Source organism: Rhodococcus sp. 27YEA6 (assembly GCF_044908235.1).
GTDB lineage: Bacteria > Actinomycetota > Actinomycetes > Mycobacteriales > Mycobacteriaceae > Rhodococcus_F > Rhodococcus_F qingshengii.
Genome location: NZ_JBIYCY010000008.1, coordinates 272,265 through 289,187 on the forward strand (window position 1 = coordinate 272,265; position 16,923 = coordinate 289,187).

Below are 16,923 nucleotides of genomic sequence, written 5' to 3' on the forward strand. Positions count from 1 at the left end.
TGTGTATTTGTTTACCCACATATTAGAGTTCGACCATGACGACACGCGACGCGAAGAACTTCCGCCGCCTGGGAATTGCCGCCCTCGCCGCCCTGCTTCTGTCCAGCTGTTCTGCGGTGAGTTCTGGCTCCGACGACGACCGCCCGGTGGTGCTCACCACGTTCACCGTGCTGTCGGACATCGCCCAGAACGTTGCCGGCGATCATCTTCGCGTCGAGTCGATCACCAAGGCGGGGGCGGAAATTCACGGCTACGAGCCGACGCCCGGAGACATTCGGCGGGCGAGCGAAGCCGATCTGATCCTCGACAACGGCATGAACCTCGAGGCGTGGTTCGCGAAATTCGTCAACGGACTGGACGTGCCACACGTCGTGGTCAGCGACGGCGTCGAAGGCATTCCGATCGCCGGCGACGCGTATGCGGGCAAGCCCAATCCGCATGCATGGATGTCTCCGTTGAATACGCAGATCTACGTCGACAACATGGTGACTGCTTTCAGCGACCTCGACCCGGACAACGCCTCGGCATTTGCGGAGAACGGCGCGAAGTACAAGGCGGAACTGCAAGCAGTTCAGGACGGCCTGGTCAGTGGGCTGGCGGCATTGCCCGCAGGTCAGCGTGCACTCGTCAGTTGCGAGGGTGCGTTCTCCTATCTGGCCAGGGACGCGGGACTCAGCGAGGCGTACATCTGGCCGGTCAATGCCGAGCAGCAGGCGACGCCGCAGCAGATCATCGCCGCGATCGACTTCGTCCGAGCCAATTCCGTTCCCGCCGTCTTCTGCGAGTCGACGGTCTCGGATGCCCCCATGCAGCAGGTTGTCGGGGCGACCGGCGCGAAGTTCGGCGGAACGCTGTACGTCGATTCGCTGTCCGAAGCCGACGGTCCCGTGCCCACCTATCTGGACATGATTCGCCACGACACCGACGTCATCCTCGGCGGTCTGACCGGCGGTAAATCATGAACGAAGCCATTCGCGTCGAAAACGTCAGCGTTCACTACGGCGAGGTCCACGCACTGGACCACGTCGATCTGACGTTGAACTCGGGTAGCGTCTGCGGACTGATCGGCATGAACGGTTCAGGAAAGTCGACTCTGTTCAAAGTGATCATGGGGATGATCAAGCCGGACAACGGTTCTGTCAGAATCGCCGGTCTCGACGCAGCCACAGCGCGCAAGAGCGGCCGCGTCGGATACGTGCCGCAGAGTGAAGACGTCGACTGGACCTTCCCGATCAGCGTCCGTGACGTCGTGATGATGGGCAGGTACGGTCACCTCGGATTCTTGCGACGTCCGCGGCGTGCAGATCGCGAGGCGGTGGCAGAGGCCCTCGAGCGGGTGGAACTCACCGAATTTGCGGATCGTCAGATCGGTCAGCTCTCGGGTGGTCAGAAGAAGCGCGCGTTCGTCGCACGCGGCATCGCTCAGGACGCGTCGATACTGTTGCTGGACGAGCCGTTTGCGGGCGTCGACAAGCGTTCCGAGGCAACGATTTCTACGCTACTACGAGAGTTGGCTTCCGACGGCCGGTCGATCTTGGTCTCGACCCACGATCTCCACGCTGTGCCGAAACTCTGCGACGAGGCGGTACTGCTCATGCGCAAGGTCCTGGTGCATTCCGACCCGGACACCGTGCTGCAACCGGAAAACCTCGCCCTGGCTTTCGGTCTCGACGTGATGGACAGGACCTGATCGATGAACCTCGTAGAACTGCTACTTGATCCTCTCCAGTACGGATTCATGGTGCGCGCGTTGGCCGTTGCGGTTGTGGCAGCGGTTGTCTGCGCGGTGCTCAGTTGTTGGTTGGTGCTCATCGGGTGGTCGTTGATGGGCGACGCCGTCTCGCACGCCGTGCTGCCGGGTGTTGTCCTCGCTTACGTCGTCGGCGCACCATTTGCCATCGGGGCCTTGATCTTCGGGTTGATCGCCGTAGCCCTGATCGGACTGATCCGTAACACCAGTCGCGTCAAGGAAGACGCCGCGATCGGTATCGTCTTCACGACTCTCTTTGCGTTCGGTTTGGTTCTCATCTCGGTGACCCCCAGCCAGACCGATCTCAACCACATCATTTTCGGCAACCTGCTGGGAGTGAGCTCGTCAGATCTCCTGCAGGTCGCGATACTCGGCGCGTTGGCGTTGAGCATTCTGTTGATCAAGCGTCGCGATCTGACGTTGTTTGCCTTCGACCCGATCCATGCCAACGCGATAGGTCTTTCGCCCAAGCGCCTGGGTGCGCTGCTACTCGGCGTCCTCGCGCTCACGTCCGTTGTGGCGTTGCAAGCCGTCGGCGTCGTGCTGGTGGTGGCGATGCTGATCATCCCCGGCGCGACGGCCTACCTTCTCACTGACAAGTTCTCGCGGATGCTGGTGATAGCTCCCGTCGTTTCCGCGATCTGCGCGATTACGGGTATCTACGTCAGCTACTACCTCGACACAGCTTCCGGGGGCATGGTTGTGATGACGCAGGGCATCGTATTCGCCCTGGTGTACCTGTTCAGCCCGTCGCAAGGGGTGATCGCGAAATGGACCTCGCAGCGGCGTAGGACCCGAGCGGAATACAGCGCCGCGGGGCGTACGAGCCTTCCTGATCGTTCGTCCAGTTAACAATCCGCTACCAAATCGGGTAGGTTCGTACGGGCATTCGTCACCACAACATTCCGGCCGCAACGATGCCGGCTGCAAGACGATCGGTGGTGACGCCTTGAACACCGATGGGTTCTTCGATGACGCAGTTCCGAGCGCGACGCACGTGGCTGGTTCTCGGCGTCGTTGTCGCGGTCATCGCTCTCGCCGGATCCGGGCTGCTCAGCCCACGAACTTCGGTTCTGGTGGACGATATCGCCCAGCTCGTCGGCGGAGCCACCGCAACTGCGGTCTGTTGGTGGACATCGCGGCGCTATCACGGCGTCGAGCGTCGTTGGCGAACTCTGATGGCTCTGGGTATGGCCGGCTGGACTCTCGGGATGTTCTTCTGGGCGTTCTACCGCTCGGTTCTCCACGTTCCACTTCCGTCGCCGTCGATCGCGGATATCGGTTTCTTCATGTTCCCGGTGTTCGCCGTGCCGGCGCTTCTGTCGTTGGTGCGTCAGTCGCCCCGGCGTGAGGCGATCGGTCCGATCCATCTCTGGCTCGTGCTGACGCTCGACGGTCTTGTCGTTGTCGGTGGATTGTTCATCCTCACGTGGACGACGGCCCTGGGCGCCGTCGTTAATACCGGTCCGACGGGATCTCTCGGGTTTCTTGTCGCGGTGATGTATCCGATCACCGACTTCGTTCTGATCGCCATGGTCTTGCTGATGGTCATCGGACCGAAGGCCGTAGCAGAGATCCGTGAACCGCTGACGTTCCTCGGGTGCGGGTTGGTGATGCTCTCCCTATCGGACAGCCTGTACGCGTACTTGGTGGCGATCGGCGCCGAGAGTATGCCGACGATCGCCGATGCCGGGTTCATCGCGGGGCCGCCGTTGATCGCCTTGGCGGCGCTGACGAAGCGAACCGAGCCTCGGAACCGCAACGCGCCGCAGCAGTGGCGAAGCGATCGGACTCAGTTGCTGCTGCCGTATCTGTTGATCGCGGTGATCGCGACGATCGTGACTGTTCAGGCGCTGATCGTCGGCAACCTCGATGCCGTGGTCGTGATACTCGGCGTCGGCGTGTTGGTTCTCGCGCTGGTGCGCCAAATACTCACGCTCCTCGAGAACGACGCGCTCCTTCAACAGATCTCCGCTGCCCAGGACGAGCTGAGGTACCGAGCACATCACGACCCACTCACCGAGCTTGCAAACCGGGCCGCGTTCGACGAACACTTTGCGAGCGCCATCGAAAACTATCGCCAGACGAACTCCGATTGGGTGCTGATGCTTGTCGATCTGGACGACTTCAAACAGATCAACGATCGATACGGGCACCCGGCCGGCGACCGGTTACTGGTTGCTCTCACAGCACGTCTGCGCGAAGCGGTTCCCGAGGGTGCGTTTGTCGCTCGATTCGGTGGCGACGAGTTCACAGTGCTCCTGCAGGGCACGATCGACGACGCCGTCGTCGTGGCTCGCCGGATCGTCGACGCGCTCAGGTCCGATCAGACTGCAGACACATCGGTGTCGGTGGGTGCGAGCGTTGGTGTCGCGCATTTCGAGTCCGCGCAGTTCGAGTTCGGGGACGAACCGCTCAGCGCGCACACTCTTCTTCGCCAGGCCGATGCGGCGATGTACGAGGCGAAGAGAAGTGGGAAGGGAGCGGTCGTTGTCTACGGCGACCGTCGCAAATGGTTATCGCCGTAGTAGTGCGAAAATCGTTGCCGGTGAACCCGATCCGGCCTTGTTGATCGCACCACCGACAAGGATGCTAGCCCCGGTGGTTGGCAGGGCGGCAAGATTGTTCAAGTTCTCCAGGCTGATTCGATGCTTGTCGTACAGGATTGTCGAGACGGGGTAGGTTTCGTCGTTTCCGAGGTCGGGACCGAACGTGTCGGTTCCCAATGCTCCGCGGGTGCCCAAACGGCCGGTGTCTATCAGCCACCGCGCCGCGTCCACCGAGAAGCCGGGCTGGTGGGTGACGCCCTCGGCATCGGAGTTGGCATACTCTTCGCTACCCCAGCGCGATTCCCACCCGGTCCAGAGAACTACGGCCGCTCCATCGGGGATCTTGCCGTTGCGCGTTTCCCATTCCTGCAGGTCCGCGACCGTGAGCGCATAGTCCGAATCGGCGGCAGCCTTGTCCCGGATGTCGATCTTCACTGCGGGGAGGAAGAGGTCCGCCGGATCGAGTTGGTCGGCTGTGAGGCCGCCTTCCTGGAAGTGTGCGGGTGCGCCCCAATGCGTGCCCGTGTGCTCACCTTCCTTGACGTACTGGAGGTAGTAGCCGTCGTTTGCGATGGTGGCCGCTGTGTCGAGAGTGAACTCGGGGTCGCCTGGAAAAACCGGCGTCGTCGCCGGGTCGTTCACGTGTGAGAGCGAAACAACCGACAACTGTTCGTTCAACGGACTTGTTGCGTCTTGACTGCTTCCGGAACTGCTACCCATGTCGATCACCTGAGGTCCCGCTACCAGCGCCAGACCTGTGGCTGCGCGCTGAAGTAACTGCCGTCGTTTCATCGATCCCCCACCAATTTGTCCGAATTGAGAGTGTTGCAATCACTTTCGCTCCTTGAACACTAGGACAGAACCTTAGGCTGCTGCGGACCATGACGACCACTCCACATCGCGGACAGCTATCACCTGTCCGTGCGGTCGGTGATCTACGTACTGCGGATACTTTGCGGCCAAAGCATCGATCGCGCTCTCGGACTCCTTGGTGCCGGGGTCGAGAACCTCCGCATGTCCGTCGACGCGGACCCACCAGAGCGCGGACCAGTCGTCGTCGTAATGATCGACCAGCAGGCTTGCGCGCCCCGTCTCGGTGATGTTCCGGAGCCTGCGAAGAGCGGTCGTGGTTTTCGGTTTGTGGTCGACACAGGAATAGACGGTGCCGCCCACCAAGACGAATACCAGCGGCACGATGTGCGGAACGCCGGCCGCATCTGCCGTTGCCAGGTGAGCCACCCGCGCGGCTTCAAATCGTGCTCTCGGGTCGTCCATATTCACAGCGTAAGGGGATCAAGGGTTGCCGCGAGCCGCTGCTGACGGAACAGTGGTCTCATGGAACCGGATGAAGCGCTTCGGGAGATCGCCTACTGGCTCGAACGATCACGCGCTGAAACGCACCGCGTCAAGGCCTATCGCCGAGCTGCGGAGGTCTTTTCAGGATTGTCCGACGAGCAGAAGGAGTCTCGCCGGAAAGCCGACAGTTGGAGGGCCCTCACCGGCATCGGGCCGAAGACTGCCACGATTATCGCTCAGTCGTACGACGGCATCCCCGAGTATCTCGAGGAACTGCGGGGGCAGGCTGAGCCCATCGGCGACAGCCCATTGCGACAAGCGCTGCGCGGCGACCTCCACACCCACTCCGACTGGTCCGATGGTGGAAGCCCCATCGAAGAGATGATGCGACGCGCAGCAGCACTCGGCCATGACTACTGCGCCCTCACCGACCATTCGCCTCGCCTCACAGTTGCAAACGGGCTGTCCGCGGAGCGCCTACGGTCTCAACTCGACGTGATAGCCGGGTTGAATGCCGAACTGGCTCCCTTCCGCATTCTCACGGGAATCGAGGTGGACATCCTCGAGGACGGTTCACTCGACCAGGATCCCGATCTGCTCGACGAACTCGACATCGTGGTGGCGAGCGTCCACTCCAAGCTGCGGTCCGAACGCGAGGCGATGACCCGCAGAATGCTTGCTGCAGTGCGAAATCCGCGTGTCGATATTCTCGGGCACTGCACCGGGCGTCTTGTCGAGGGTGCTCGCGGAACCCGGCCCGAGTCGCAGTTCGACGCAGAGAAAGTGTTCGAGGCCTGCCGAGAATCAGGGACCGCCGTCGAGATCAACTCCCGACCGGAGCGTCGTGACCCGCCTTCGCGTTTGATCGAGTTGGCCCGCGATCTCGATTGTCTTTTCTCCATCGACACTGACGCCCATGCCCCCGGTCAGCTGGCTTGGCAGGGCTACGGCTGTGACCGGGCCGAAAAGTGCGGCGTCGAAGCCGATCGGGTGATCAATACCTGGACCGCCGACAACCTTCTGGAGTGGGCGGGCAATTGACGGTCTCGGCACGCGCGCTGCTGTCGGTGCCGTTGGTGGCGTCGCTTTGCCTGGTCACCGCTTGTTCGGCTCCGTTCTGGCGAGATTCGGTGTACTTCACACCTCCTGAGGCTCGGGTGTTCGAGACTGCCGACTGTCTCGGAATTGAAGTCGCATGGGGCCTGTTCGGTGTCGATCTGTATTCGCGTCCGAAACACGAAACAGGGTATCTTCCATCTGATTTCGATCCAGTGGCAGTATTTCGTTGCGAAGTCGGCGAAGATGCCTCCGGAGCGCTAACCGTCGACATGGTTCGACTCGAAGGTGACGTAGCCGCCGTCAAGGATGCATATCGTGTCGACTCCAAACGCTTTCCCGACAATGTCGTTGCGAGTTGTGTCACAAGCGAACTGGTTCCCGTCAAACTGTGGATGGCCAACAGCGCCGGACAAGTGATGTTTCCGGCCTGGCCGTCGAGTCCGTGCGGCTTTCAAGTCGGGCCTCTCGATTCGCTTCGATCTCTGCATGAAGTCGAACGTGTCCGAACTTCGTTGAGTCTTTCTCCGACGATGGCGAATTGCGATCGCTCGTCTGCCGTTCAATTCGACCGGACAGATGCCAGAGAAGTTGACAAGGCGCGCGAGCAGTTCGAGAGAGGCGAAGGCTATGACCCGCTAGACAATGAGCTGGCTACGCCTGTCGCTGATGCTGCAGGACTATCCGTGTGCCGGCATGAATCTCAGACAGACGTGGACGTTATTCGCCTGTCCGAAGCGGAGAGTCGAGACGTGGTTGCCGCCATAGCCGATGCTCCTATAGCTCAGCCTTGTGATCAGATCGCGACAGCGACAGCATCATCAACCCTCCTACGGGTTGACGGTTCGGGTGGTACTCCTGTGAGCGTGGAGTTGGATGGATGTCGCCGCGCCGCCCTTTCCGGTTATCGAAGCACGCCGGAATGGGTCACCGAGACGTTTGCTCGGTGACCTCCGGGTTCAGAGTCGTGTGGTGGAGCGGCGGGGTTTCTGGTCGGGGTCGATGCCTGGTGGTGGGATGAACCAGGGCAGGTGATCGGTGCCCATTCGGATTTCCCATTTGCCGGTGAATCCGGGTTTTCGGTGCATCAGGGTGTGGTGGGTTCGGCAGAGTAGGACCAGGTTGTCCATGACGGTTGGTCCTCCTTTGGCCCAGTGTTTGATGTGGTGGGCGTCGGTCCAGGCGGGGACGCAGTCGCAGCCGGGGAAGGCGCATCCTTTGTCTCGGGCGATCAGGGCGGTGCGTTGTGCTGCGGTGACAAGCCTTTTGAGTGGGGTGACGTCGAGTGGGGCGCCGTTTTCGTCGAGGAGGACGCTGGAGAGCATGCAGTCGCAGGCGATCATGCGGGTGCGGCCGACGCTCAGTGGTCCCATCCAGGGCATGTGGCCGACATCGAGATCTTGTTTGTCGAGATCGTGAAAGTCGAGATCGAGCATGCCGGGATCGTCGTCCTCGGACGGGACAGGTGTTGAGCCATCACCCGTTGTGGCGCATTCACGGTGGTAGGCCAGGTCTTTGGCGTTGATGTGCACGTTCAGGTGTGGGCGTTGGCCGCCGTCGATGCCGGTGGCAGCGTTGTCGAGGTAGCGCCGGATGAGTTCTGCCATGGCGTCTGCGTTGCGTGTGGCGGCGGGTCGTTTGTCGGGTGTGCCGTCTTCGGCGGGGGTGGGCATGGAGAGGTTGGAGAGGGCGGAGAGAAGCATTTCGCCGGTCATTCCGTCGAAATCGCCTCGGACGGCGACTCTTCCGTTGAGGGTGGGGGAGATGCGCAGTTCGTTGCGGTCGGTGTCTTCGCTTGGTGGTGGGTCGTCGGATTCGAACATGTGCTCGAGGACGCTGATGGCGTAGCGCAGTTTGACGGTGGTTGCTTCGGTTCCGGATGCTGCGGCGAGGAGTGTGTCGCGGCAGTACGGTAGTGCGGCGTCGGGCATTGCCTTGGGTGGGGATTCGCAGAACGCCACGATCAGTGCTGCGTGCTCGAAAGTGAGGTCACCGGCATCGAATTGGTCTTCGATCTCGGGAAACGACCGTAGCGCTTTTCCCAGGGCTGCGATTCTTCTGCCGGCGGAGATCTGCAGCATGGTGTGGTTCGCGAGCCATTGTCCGGTGCCGCGGTAGCAGAGTACTTGTTCGTCCGGGTTCAACGTCAGGGTGTCGACAGCGGCGACTCGAATGGCTTCCAGGCGAAGGATTTCCGCTGACGCGGTGATGGCGATCTCGCGGACGTCGCTGGGGTGAAGCCGCCACAATCGTCCGCGCACACCCACGGCGGAGTTGTTGACCACGTCGGTGACAGTATCTTCGTCGGTGATGTTGATCGTCATGAGAACCCCCCGTTCCGCCTTCCATCATACTCGAACATACTTTCGAGTCAAGGGCTTTTTCGGGAAGGTGAGGTGGGCCCGGCCGTCGTGATTCTGTTGTTCGAGAGCAGATTCCGTCGCTAGAGCATCAGCGCCGGATCTGTAGTCAGTTCGATGTTCAGCCACGGTTCGTAGGGGAGATCGGCGAGGCTGGTGGCGAACGAGCGTCGTACTGCGTCTTCACCGTCGATGTCCCAGCTGTGTGGCGCGACCATGAACGTCGCTTCGACATACAGCTTGCGACCCACCTTGCTCATGGTGAGAGTCGGTTCGTCCAAACCGAATTCGTCGCGGACGACGGCGATGGCTTCGTGCACGCGGGCCTGAACGTTTTCGCCGGGAGCACCTTCGAGGAGTTCGATCAGTGCGGTTCGCAGAAGTGCGTACGGTTGCGGGACCAGCATCGCACAGCCGAGGAGGACCAAGACGGAGTCGACATATCGGTCGGCGTCGGAAAAATCGGTGCGGCCCAGGATCATTGCGACGACAGCACCGACCGCGACCAGCGCGCTGAAGGCAGCCGACGCTCCCCATTGCCTGGCTTCGGCGACGAGCAGATCAGATGTGCGGTCGACTTGTCCGACGTAGCGCCAGATGATGATCGACACCACTGCGCTGACAGCGCCGTATGCCACCAGAGACCCCGCGGTGACGTCGGCTCCGCCCGCGAGGATGACACGAACTGCCTCGACTGCGGCGTAGGCGAGCGTCGCCAGTAGTGCCATGCCCTGGACAGCGATGACGACCGGGATCAATGCCTCCTTTCCGAACGGGAAGCGTGCGGTGGGGCCCGAGTCGGCTATCCGCGAGACCCGCAGTGAGATCGCCGTCAACACCATTCCGATGAGGGCGTACACACCGTCGAGCAGGATCACCTGGGACTGCGAGATCCAGCCCCAGAATGCGGCGAGCACAGCCAACGCCGTTGCGACCACGAGCGAGTACCGCAGGGCCATGCGTTCGCGGGTAGCGCTGTCTTCCTTGGTGCCCATGAATTCCAAACCGCCTGTCCGTTTCGATATTCCTTCACGTAGGAATACCAGCAACGACGCGCAGGCACGGGATCAGTGGACCAATTGCGCTGCCAGATCGAGAAAGTCCTCGGCGTTGATGTCGAACTCGTCGGAGAAGGACACATCGGGATTGCCCCTGGCTCCGAATTCGAGTGGTCGAGCTATGAAGGCTGTGCGGAATCCGAGAGCTTTGGCCGCCCGGATGTCGTATTTGTGACTGGCAACCATCATGATCTCGGCCGGGTCGTACCCGAGATATCGAGCAGCCAGGTGGTAGATCTTCGGATCTGGTTTGAAGACGCCGGCCATTTCGGCAGTGAAGACGGCATGCCATGGCAGATTTCCGTGCCGGGAGATGCTGACTGCGGCATTCACGTCGGCGTTGGACAAGGCAGCGATTGTGTACTGCTGGCGCAGGGTTGTCAGGCCGGCGACAGTGTCGGGCCACGGGTCCAGGAATTTCCAGGCGGTGGTGAGTTCTTCCTGTTCGGCATCGGAAAGTTCGATGCTCTCGCGGGCCAACAGCTTGCGCAGAGCCTCGCGGTACACCGAATGTACTGTCACCCATTCGCCTGTGGAGTCGTCGGCCTCGGAGGTGTTCGCGAAGTACTCAGCGCGCCAGAGATTGACGAATCTTGGCCAGTCCACGTCGGCGTCGGTGATTCGACGGGCCTCTCGGCACAGTGTGCTGTGAAAATCGGTCGCTGTGCCCTGGACGTCGAACAGCAGTGCTTTGATCTTCTCGCGCACTAGGCCTCCACTCCGAGATCACCTGACGGACTTCCTTCATTATTGCGGCTGCAGCGCCGGATTCGTGCTCGGTGAGCGCAAAGGCTCGACGCGTCGCAAAATAGACATCTATGGCCGACCGCGGATTTACCCCGACTCAGCTCGCCGCCCGAGCTGCCTACTTGCTGCGCGGAAACGACCTGGGCACGATGACCAGCGCTGCCCCGAAGCTGTATCCCCACATGTGGAGCTGGGACGCCGCGTTCGTGGCGGTAGGTCTGGCGCCGCTCAGCGTCGAACGGGCGGTAGTAGAGCTCGATACCTTGCTCTCGGCTCAGTGGAAGAACGGAATGATTCCGCACATCGTGTTCGCGAACGGTGTCGACGGCTACTTCCCCGGCCCGACGCGGTGGGATGTCAATGCGTTGGCAGAGCATGCTCCTTTGGGTACCGCTACATCGGGAATCACCCAACCCCCCGTTCACGCGATCGCGGTGCAGCGGATTCTCGATCATTCGCGTCGGCACGGACGTACGACGCGTGCGGTCGCGGAAGAGTTCCTCGACCGGCGCTGGAGCGATCTGGTTCGGTGGCACCGGTGGTTGGCGGAGGCCCGCGATCTCGACGGCAACGGCCGTATCGCGCTCTATCACGGGTGGGAATCTGGGATGGACAACTCTCCGCGGTGGGATCTGGCGTACGCGAATGTTGTTGCGGGACAAGTTCCTGCGTATCAGCGTGCTGATCTCGCTGTGGTGACGGACCTGTCTCAGCGGCCCACGGATAACGAATACGACCGCTACCTTTGGCTTCTCGAAGAGATGAAGGCCGTGCGGTACGAGGATTCTCAACTCGCCACTGCCATGAGTTTTGCCGTCGAGGACGTGTTTGTCAGTGCGGTTTTCTCGATGGCATGCGACGTCTTGGCAACTATCGGTGAGGAGCATTCGCGGCCGAACTCCGACGTCCGTGATCTGCGCGGTTGGGCAGATCGATTCCGGCAGGGCGTGATTGCCACCACCGATGAACGATCAGGTGCAGCAAAGGATTTCGATCTTCGCACCGGGCGATGGGTTCATACCGAGACCATCGCGATGTTTGCGCCGTTGCTGTGCGGCGGCCTGAGCCGCGATGCCGAGCGCGCTCTGTTGCGCACTTTCGAGGGGCCCAAATTCTGTGGTCACCCGGACATGCGGTTTGCTGTCCCACCGTCGACGTCTCCGGTTTCCGGCGATTTCCGTCCTCGGGAGTATTGGCGTGGCCCGGTGTGGCCGGTGATCACGTGGTTGTTCTCGTGGGCGTTCGCGCGTCGGGGGTGGGCCGAGAGATCGCACGTCTTACGTTCGGAGGGGTTGCGGCAGGCCAGCGATGGCAGTTTTGCCGAATACTACGAGCCTTTCACCGGTGAGCCGCTGGGCAGTATGCAACAGTCGTGGACCGCTGCGGCTGTTCTCGATTGGCTCGGTTGAGTGAACATTCCCTGAATTAGGGGACAAAACGGACTAGTCGACCTTAGTCTCGGGAAATGGTCGAGCGACGGATCGTCAGGACACTGGGCAAGCTCACCCCGATCGCGATGGCAGCTGCCATCGCGATCACGGCACCTGGCCTCGCCGCTGCCGATGCTCCCCGTGGCCCGGACGTCTCTTCGTGGCAACACGTGGACGGAACCGGAATCGACTGGTTCCAGGTCAAGGCGTCAGGGCACGAGTTCGCGATGGTCAAGGCCACCGAGTCGCTCAACTACGTCAATCCGTACTTCATCCAGGATTGCCTGGTCATGCGTGCTGCCGGCGTCTCGCGCGGGGCCTACCACTACGCAGACGTTCGCCAGTCCCCCGAAGCCCAGGCCGCCTTCTATTCGGCGATCGTCCTGGGTATCAACGGACCTGGTGACCTCCCGCCCGTTCTGGATCTCGAGGACGCGAAGGGACTGCCCGCCGGGCAGGTCATCGACTGGACTCATCGCTACTTGAATACAGTCCAGGCACTTACCGGGCGGCAGCCCATCATTTACACGTATCCCAACTTCTGGCGTACTCAGATGGCCAACACCACCGAGTTCAACCACTACCCGCTGTGGATCGCCGATTACAACGGGCAGAACGCACCGGGGCCGCTACCCGGCGGTTGGTCCAACTGGACTTTCTGGCAGTACACCAGCACCGGACGCATCCCCGGAATCACCGGAAACACTGATATCAACGTCTACAGCGGAGCCCAGGGCGATTTCGATCGCTACGCCAACAGTGTGGGGTTCGGCAGCAGCTAGTTTGCGGCGGGGCCCTTGGCTCCGTGGTGCCCGGTTCGGGCCCTTTCGCCTTCGATGCATTTGCCTTGAGGCACGCGGAAGGGCCCTTTTTGGCACTCTTGTGACGCTTGGCTGGTTAGTCCGGTTGTTGCTCGTCAGTTACGAGAATTCTGCCGGGCGGTAACCACGGTCGCTGAACTTTCGACTAGCTGAGCCGGATCGGAAAATAGCTATGGCAGAAAATGAGCAGAACTGCTCTGCCTGAAAAGCTACAAAACGGACTTGAAGTTGGGTTTGAATCGAAGGCGGCCGCCCGGTTTCGGGCGAAGTTGGTGCCTCGCAATCCAATTATCGGAGCCTCGGGATGCTTCGTTACCGGCAGCCGTCGCTGAGTGTGGTCTGGATCAATTCGATCAATTTCGACGGGTTCGCACGCGTGATCGGACTCCATGCAGGACGGGGTTTCCGAACGTCGTTCGAGGGTCTGTGGCGCATCCAACAGGCCTTATTCATATTGGGCATTTGTCCAGATTCCGTATCTTCCTCGAGGTTGGTCGTCACCCGATCTGGTCAGCGGAAAGGGTGAATGTCATCGCGTTCGCCGCGGTGCCGTACTCCGGGGGCTGAATTGTCCGCTCGAACAACACTGTTCCTCGAAGCTTGTCCGATCTACGAACAAAAACGTCGATCGGTCTGCTTTGTCTGACTTTCGATGGGCAAGCTCCCGGTTATCTGTTATCTTGTTCCTGATAACTGGAAGGTTGCTCTCGATTTGCGCGGATTTCGAGGGCCAAGGTCCTGTTCAGGGCGGCTCTTCCAACACGCAGGTGTTTCCGAAGAGGAGCTCGAATGACAGGACCGGCAACAGCGTCCGGTGTGAGGTCGATCAGCCGAAAACAGGCGCATCGACCCGAACCAACCGATCAACCGGGAGTTCGCGCCAGCGCTCTCGCATCTCCGTCCATCGAACATCGATCAGGCACATCCTGGGGAGTAAGAAATGCCTAACGACATACCGCCGACAAGGTCGGCCATATTCACCGCAGGGCTCCCGCCCTGGGTGCGAGCGTGGACGGTGGTATGGACCGCCATCGCGATGATTCTCGGTATCTCCGGCGCGACGGCAGTGGTTGCGTCAGCGCAGCCGGCCGCGACGCTCGGCGGCCCCGTTCAGGCTCAGGCGCCGGCTCGCGCCGCTGTTCTTCCGGATGAACAGCCTGCAAAAGGCTGCGCATTCAGCGCCCCCGGCACCGGTCCGTTCTCGCAGAACATCTGCTGGATCGATATGTCGACGCTCGATGCGGCAACGGCTGCTTCTGCGGCCGGGCAGTCGATGGAAATCCAGCTCACCGACGGTTACAAGATCAACTTCAAGGCCTTCCTCACTGACTCGGTTGCAGGAAAGAATCACCAGGGGATCGAAACGAAGGCATTTCCCACGTTGCACTATGCAGCGTTGGGAACTTCCGCGTACACGGGTGTGCCGACGACGTTCAAGCCGGCGATCTACCAAACCTCAGCCACCGCTGGTCAGTCCGGTGGAACAGTCTCGCTGAAGAACATCGTGATGACGGGGCCGAATGGCGCCGTCAACAACTACGGGCTCGTAGCAGCCGACGCTGAGTCGACAGACGCGAATATCAATACTACGAACGACCGTGAATTCCTCACTTTCAATTCGGACAAGCCTCTACGGCAGATCGCACGTACCGTCGGTGACGACAGTGATCCTGCCTACCCCGGAATTCGGGCCTGTGACGGTGGGCTGACGGGTATGCCAGCCAATACCGTCCGATGCGATTCGTGGAACAACGTCAATGGCCAGGGGCGCACGCCCGGAACGCTAGTCGTTGCATCGACTGCTCCGACAAGTTTCGCAGCCACTTTCGGAAATACCGTTCAGGCGACCTCGCGTCAGGGCCTGGCGTTCGGTGTGCTGCTGTCGAAGGTCAAGATCGACAAGGACCTCACGCGCGTCACCCCCGGTGACGATTTCACTATCGGCATGAGCACCGGACACCACGCTGATGCAGGCGCCGCTGCAGCAACCGAGATCAAGAGCACCACGACCGGTGCGACTGATACGACGGCATCGACTGGCTGGCGGACGCTCCTCGCAGATACCACGCCCACCCCTGTCACGTTCTGGGAGAAGCCAACTACCTCGGCGACCAAGACCGCGAACTATGCGACATCGTGGGATTGCCAGGTAAACGGCGTGACCCAGGCCCTCAGGGTCGGTGACGTTGCGCAGGCAGCACTTACACCGGGTGACAACGTGTATTGCAAGGTCAAGAACACCCCGGTTCTCGTGAAGAAGTCGTCGTCACCACCTACCGGTGAGACGGTCAATATCGGCCAATCAATCACCTACACTCTGAATTTCGAGAATCCGGGCACTGCGCCGGCAACGATCGACTACACGGACTACCTCGCCGACGTCATTGATGACGGAACAGTTGCGGTCGGTGCTGCAACCGGCGGACTCACCGCCGCATTGAACGGCGCCGACAAGATCAAGGTCGGCGGCACGTTGCCGGCCGGCGGCAAGGGGACAGTCACATACACCGTCACTGTCAAAGACGGCGGCAACAAAGTTCTGAACAACTATCTGGTTCCGGGGACTACAACTCCCCCCACAACATGTGATCCTGCAACCAATCTCTGCACGACGCATCCCATGCCTGGTTTCACGCTGACCAAGACGGCTGATCCGGTTTCCGGTTCGACGGTTCAGGCCGGCGACACCATTACGTACACCGTCACCGGTGCCAACACCGGCAAGACGGCCCTGACTCCCGCGACGATCAAAGACGATCTGAGTGCGGTTCTCAACAATGCTGCTGTCGTACCGGGCTCGCTGAAGGCGACCATCGACGGTGCTCCTGTTGCTGCTCCGACTCTGTCGGGCAGCACTTTGTCGTGGTCCGCGAATCTCCCGGCCGGTAAGTCTGTTGTTCTGACATACCAGGTGAAGGTCAATGCCGGCGTTGTCGCGGGAACGGTTCTGAACAACAAAGTCACCGGTACAGCGAAGCCGCCGACCGGTCCGGACATCACTCCTCCTCCGGTGGAAACGAATCACTCGGTTCCAGGTTTTACGCTGGCGAAGACTGCCGATCCGATTTCCGGTTCGACGGTTCAGGCTGGCGAGTCGATCAAGTACACCGTCACCGGCACCAACACCGGCAAGACGAAGCTTGATCCGGTACAGATCAATGACGATCTGGGTGCGGTTCTCAATAATGCTGCTGTCGTTCCTGGTTCGCTGAAGGCGACCATTGACGGAGCTTCCGTGGCTGTTCCGACTTTGTCGGGTACGACGCTGTCGTGGACTGGCGTTCTCGAAGCCGGCAAGTCGGTTGTCCTGACCTACGAGGTGAAGGTCAACGACGGTGTCGCTGCGGGTACGGTCCTGAACAACAAGGTCACGGGTACTGCGAAGCCGCCGACCGGTCCGGACATCACTCCGCCGCCGGTTGAGACGAATCACTCGGTTCCCGGTTTCACTGTCGCGAAGACTGCCGATCCTGCGTCGGGTACCGGCGTCAATGCTGGTCAGACGATCACGTATACGGTGACAGGTACGAACACCGGTAAGACGACGCTCAATCCTGTTGTGTTGACCGATGATCTGTCGAAGGTTCTCGACAACGCGACGTTGGTGGACGGTTCGCTCAAGGCGACAGTCGACGGTGCTGCTGCCGCTGCTCCGACGCTCTCGGGGACGGCGCTCTCGTGGACTGGTGTTCTGGAGCCGGGTAAGTCTGTTGTTCTGACCTATCAGGTGAAGATCAATGCCGGTGTTGCCGGTGGCACGTTGATCAACAACAAGGTCACCGGTACTGCGAAGCCGCCGACGGGTCCGGAGATCACTCCTCCGCCGGTGACGACGGAGCATCCGGTTCTGTCTCCG

General features: G+C 60.9%; 14 protein-coding genes. 9 read left to right on the forward strand and 5 right to left on the reverse strand.

The annotated features are described in order from the left end of the window. Positions 1-35 precede the first annotated feature (35 nt). The 4 genes from ABH939_RS21605 to ABH939_RS21620 all read left to right on the forward strand — a co-directional run bounded on the left by ABH939_RS21605 (position 36) and on the right by ABH939_RS21620 (position 4,278). Complete coding sequence (locus ABH939_RS21605) at positions 36-962, forward strand: metal ABC transporter substrate-binding protein (protein ID WP_047272640.1); 927 nt, start codon at positions 36-38, stop codon at positions 960-962. Next, positions 959-1,690, forward strand: a complete 732-nt coding sequence (locus ABH939_RS21610) for a metal ABC transporter ATP-binding protein (protein WP_003942501.1) — start codon at positions 959-961, stop codon at positions 1,688-1,690. The genes ABH939_RS21605 and ABH939_RS21610 overlap by 4 nt, the downstream gene beginning before the upstream one ends. Before the next feature lie 3 nt (positions 1,691-1,693). After that, positions 1,694-2,602, forward strand: a complete 909-nt coding sequence (locus tag ABH939_RS21615) for a metal ABC transporter permease (protein ID WP_228401542.1) — start codon at positions 1,694-1,696, stop codon at positions 2,600-2,602. A gap of 119 nt (positions 2,603-2,721) precedes the next feature. Continuing rightward, positions 2,722-4,278, forward strand: coding sequence for a diguanylate cyclase domain-containing protein (locus ABH939_RS21620; protein WP_404650108.1), 1,557 nt, complete (start codon positions 2,722-2,724; stop codon positions 4,276-4,278). Here the strand turns inward: ABH939_RS21620 and ABH939_RS21625 are convergent. Together ABH939_RS21625 and ABH939_RS21630 are read right to left on the reverse strand one after the other, a co-directional pair. Further along, entirely contained in the window at positions 4,267-5,019 is a 753-nt protein-coding gene (locus ABH939_RS21625) for a cyclase family protein (RefSeq protein ID WP_172403480.1), read from the reverse strand. The two genes, ABH939_RS21620 and ABH939_RS21625, sit on opposite strands and share 12 nt — an antisense overlap. Positions 5,020-5,163: 144 nt before the next feature. Then, complete coding sequence (locus tag ABH939_RS21630) at positions 5,164-5,574, reverse strand: TIGR03668 family PPOX class F420-dependent oxidoreductase (protein ID WP_030537452.1); 411 nt, start codon at positions 5,572-5,574, stop codon at positions 5,164-5,166. Positions 5,575-5,634: 60 nt separating this feature from the next. Here ABH939_RS21630 and ABH939_RS21635 point away from each other — a divergent pair, with 60 nt between their 5' ends. Together ABH939_RS21635 and ABH939_RS21640 are read left to right on the forward strand one after the other, a co-directional pair. Further along, positions 5,635-6,636, forward strand: coding sequence for a PHP domain-containing protein (locus ABH939_RS21635; RefSeq protein ID WP_404650109.1), 1,002 nt, complete (start codon positions 5,635-5,637; stop codon positions 6,634-6,636). Beyond that, positions 6,621-7,601 (forward strand): hypothetical protein, encoded by a 981-nt coding sequence (locus ABH939_RS21640; protein WP_404650110.1) that lies wholly within the window; start codon positions 6,621-6,623, stop codon positions 7,599-7,601. The genes ABH939_RS21635 and ABH939_RS21640 overlap by 16 nt, the downstream gene beginning before the upstream one ends. Positions 7,602-7,610: 9 nt before the next feature. Here the strand turns inward: ABH939_RS21640 and ABH939_RS21645 are convergent, their stop codons facing one another. From ABH939_RS21645 to ABH939_RS21655, 3 genes are all read right to left on the reverse strand, one after another. Further along, positions 7,611-8,975 (reverse strand): DUF222 domain-containing protein, encoded by a 1,365-nt coding sequence (locus tag ABH939_RS21645; RefSeq protein ID WP_404650111.1) that lies wholly within the window; start codon positions 8,973-8,975, stop codon positions 7,611-7,613. Positions 8,976-9,094: 119 nt separating this feature from the next. Next, positions 9,095-10,006: a cation transporter gene (locus ABH939_RS21650; RefSeq protein WP_042449892.1), complete on the reverse strand. Its 912-nt coding sequence runs from the start codon at positions 10,004-10,006 to the stop codon at positions 9,095-9,097. A gap of 72 nt (positions 10,007-10,078) precedes the next feature. Beyond that, the gene (locus ABH939_RS21655; RefSeq protein WP_007735269.1) at positions 10,079-10,777 is read right to left on the reverse strand and encodes a haloacid dehalogenase type II; all 699 of its coding nucleotides are present in this window, start codon (positions 10,775-10,777) and stop codon (positions 10,079-10,081) included. Between the two features lie 110 nt (positions 10,778-10,887). On the opposite strand from ABH939_RS21655, the gene ABH939_RS21660 reads away from it, so the two are divergent. The 3 genes from ABH939_RS21660 to ABH939_RS21670 all read left to right on the forward strand — a co-directional run. Further along, positions 10,888-12,225, forward strand: coding sequence for an amylo-alpha-1,6-glucosidase (locus ABH939_RS21660; protein ID WP_064689015.1), 1,338 nt, complete (start codon positions 10,888-10,890; stop codon positions 12,223-12,225). A gap of 107 nt (positions 12,226-12,332) precedes the next feature. Beyond that, positions 12,333-13,028, forward strand: coding sequence for a glycoside hydrolase family 25 protein (locus tag ABH939_RS21665; protein ID WP_370334015.1), 696 nt, complete (start codon positions 12,333-12,335; stop codon positions 13,026-13,028). A gap of 979 nt (positions 13,029-14,007) precedes the next feature. Continuing rightward, positions 14,008-16,923, forward strand: a 2,916-nt coding sequence (locus ABH939_RS21670) for an isopeptide-forming domain-containing fimbrial protein (protein WP_404650112.1), incomplete at its 3' end; no start/stop codon positions are given.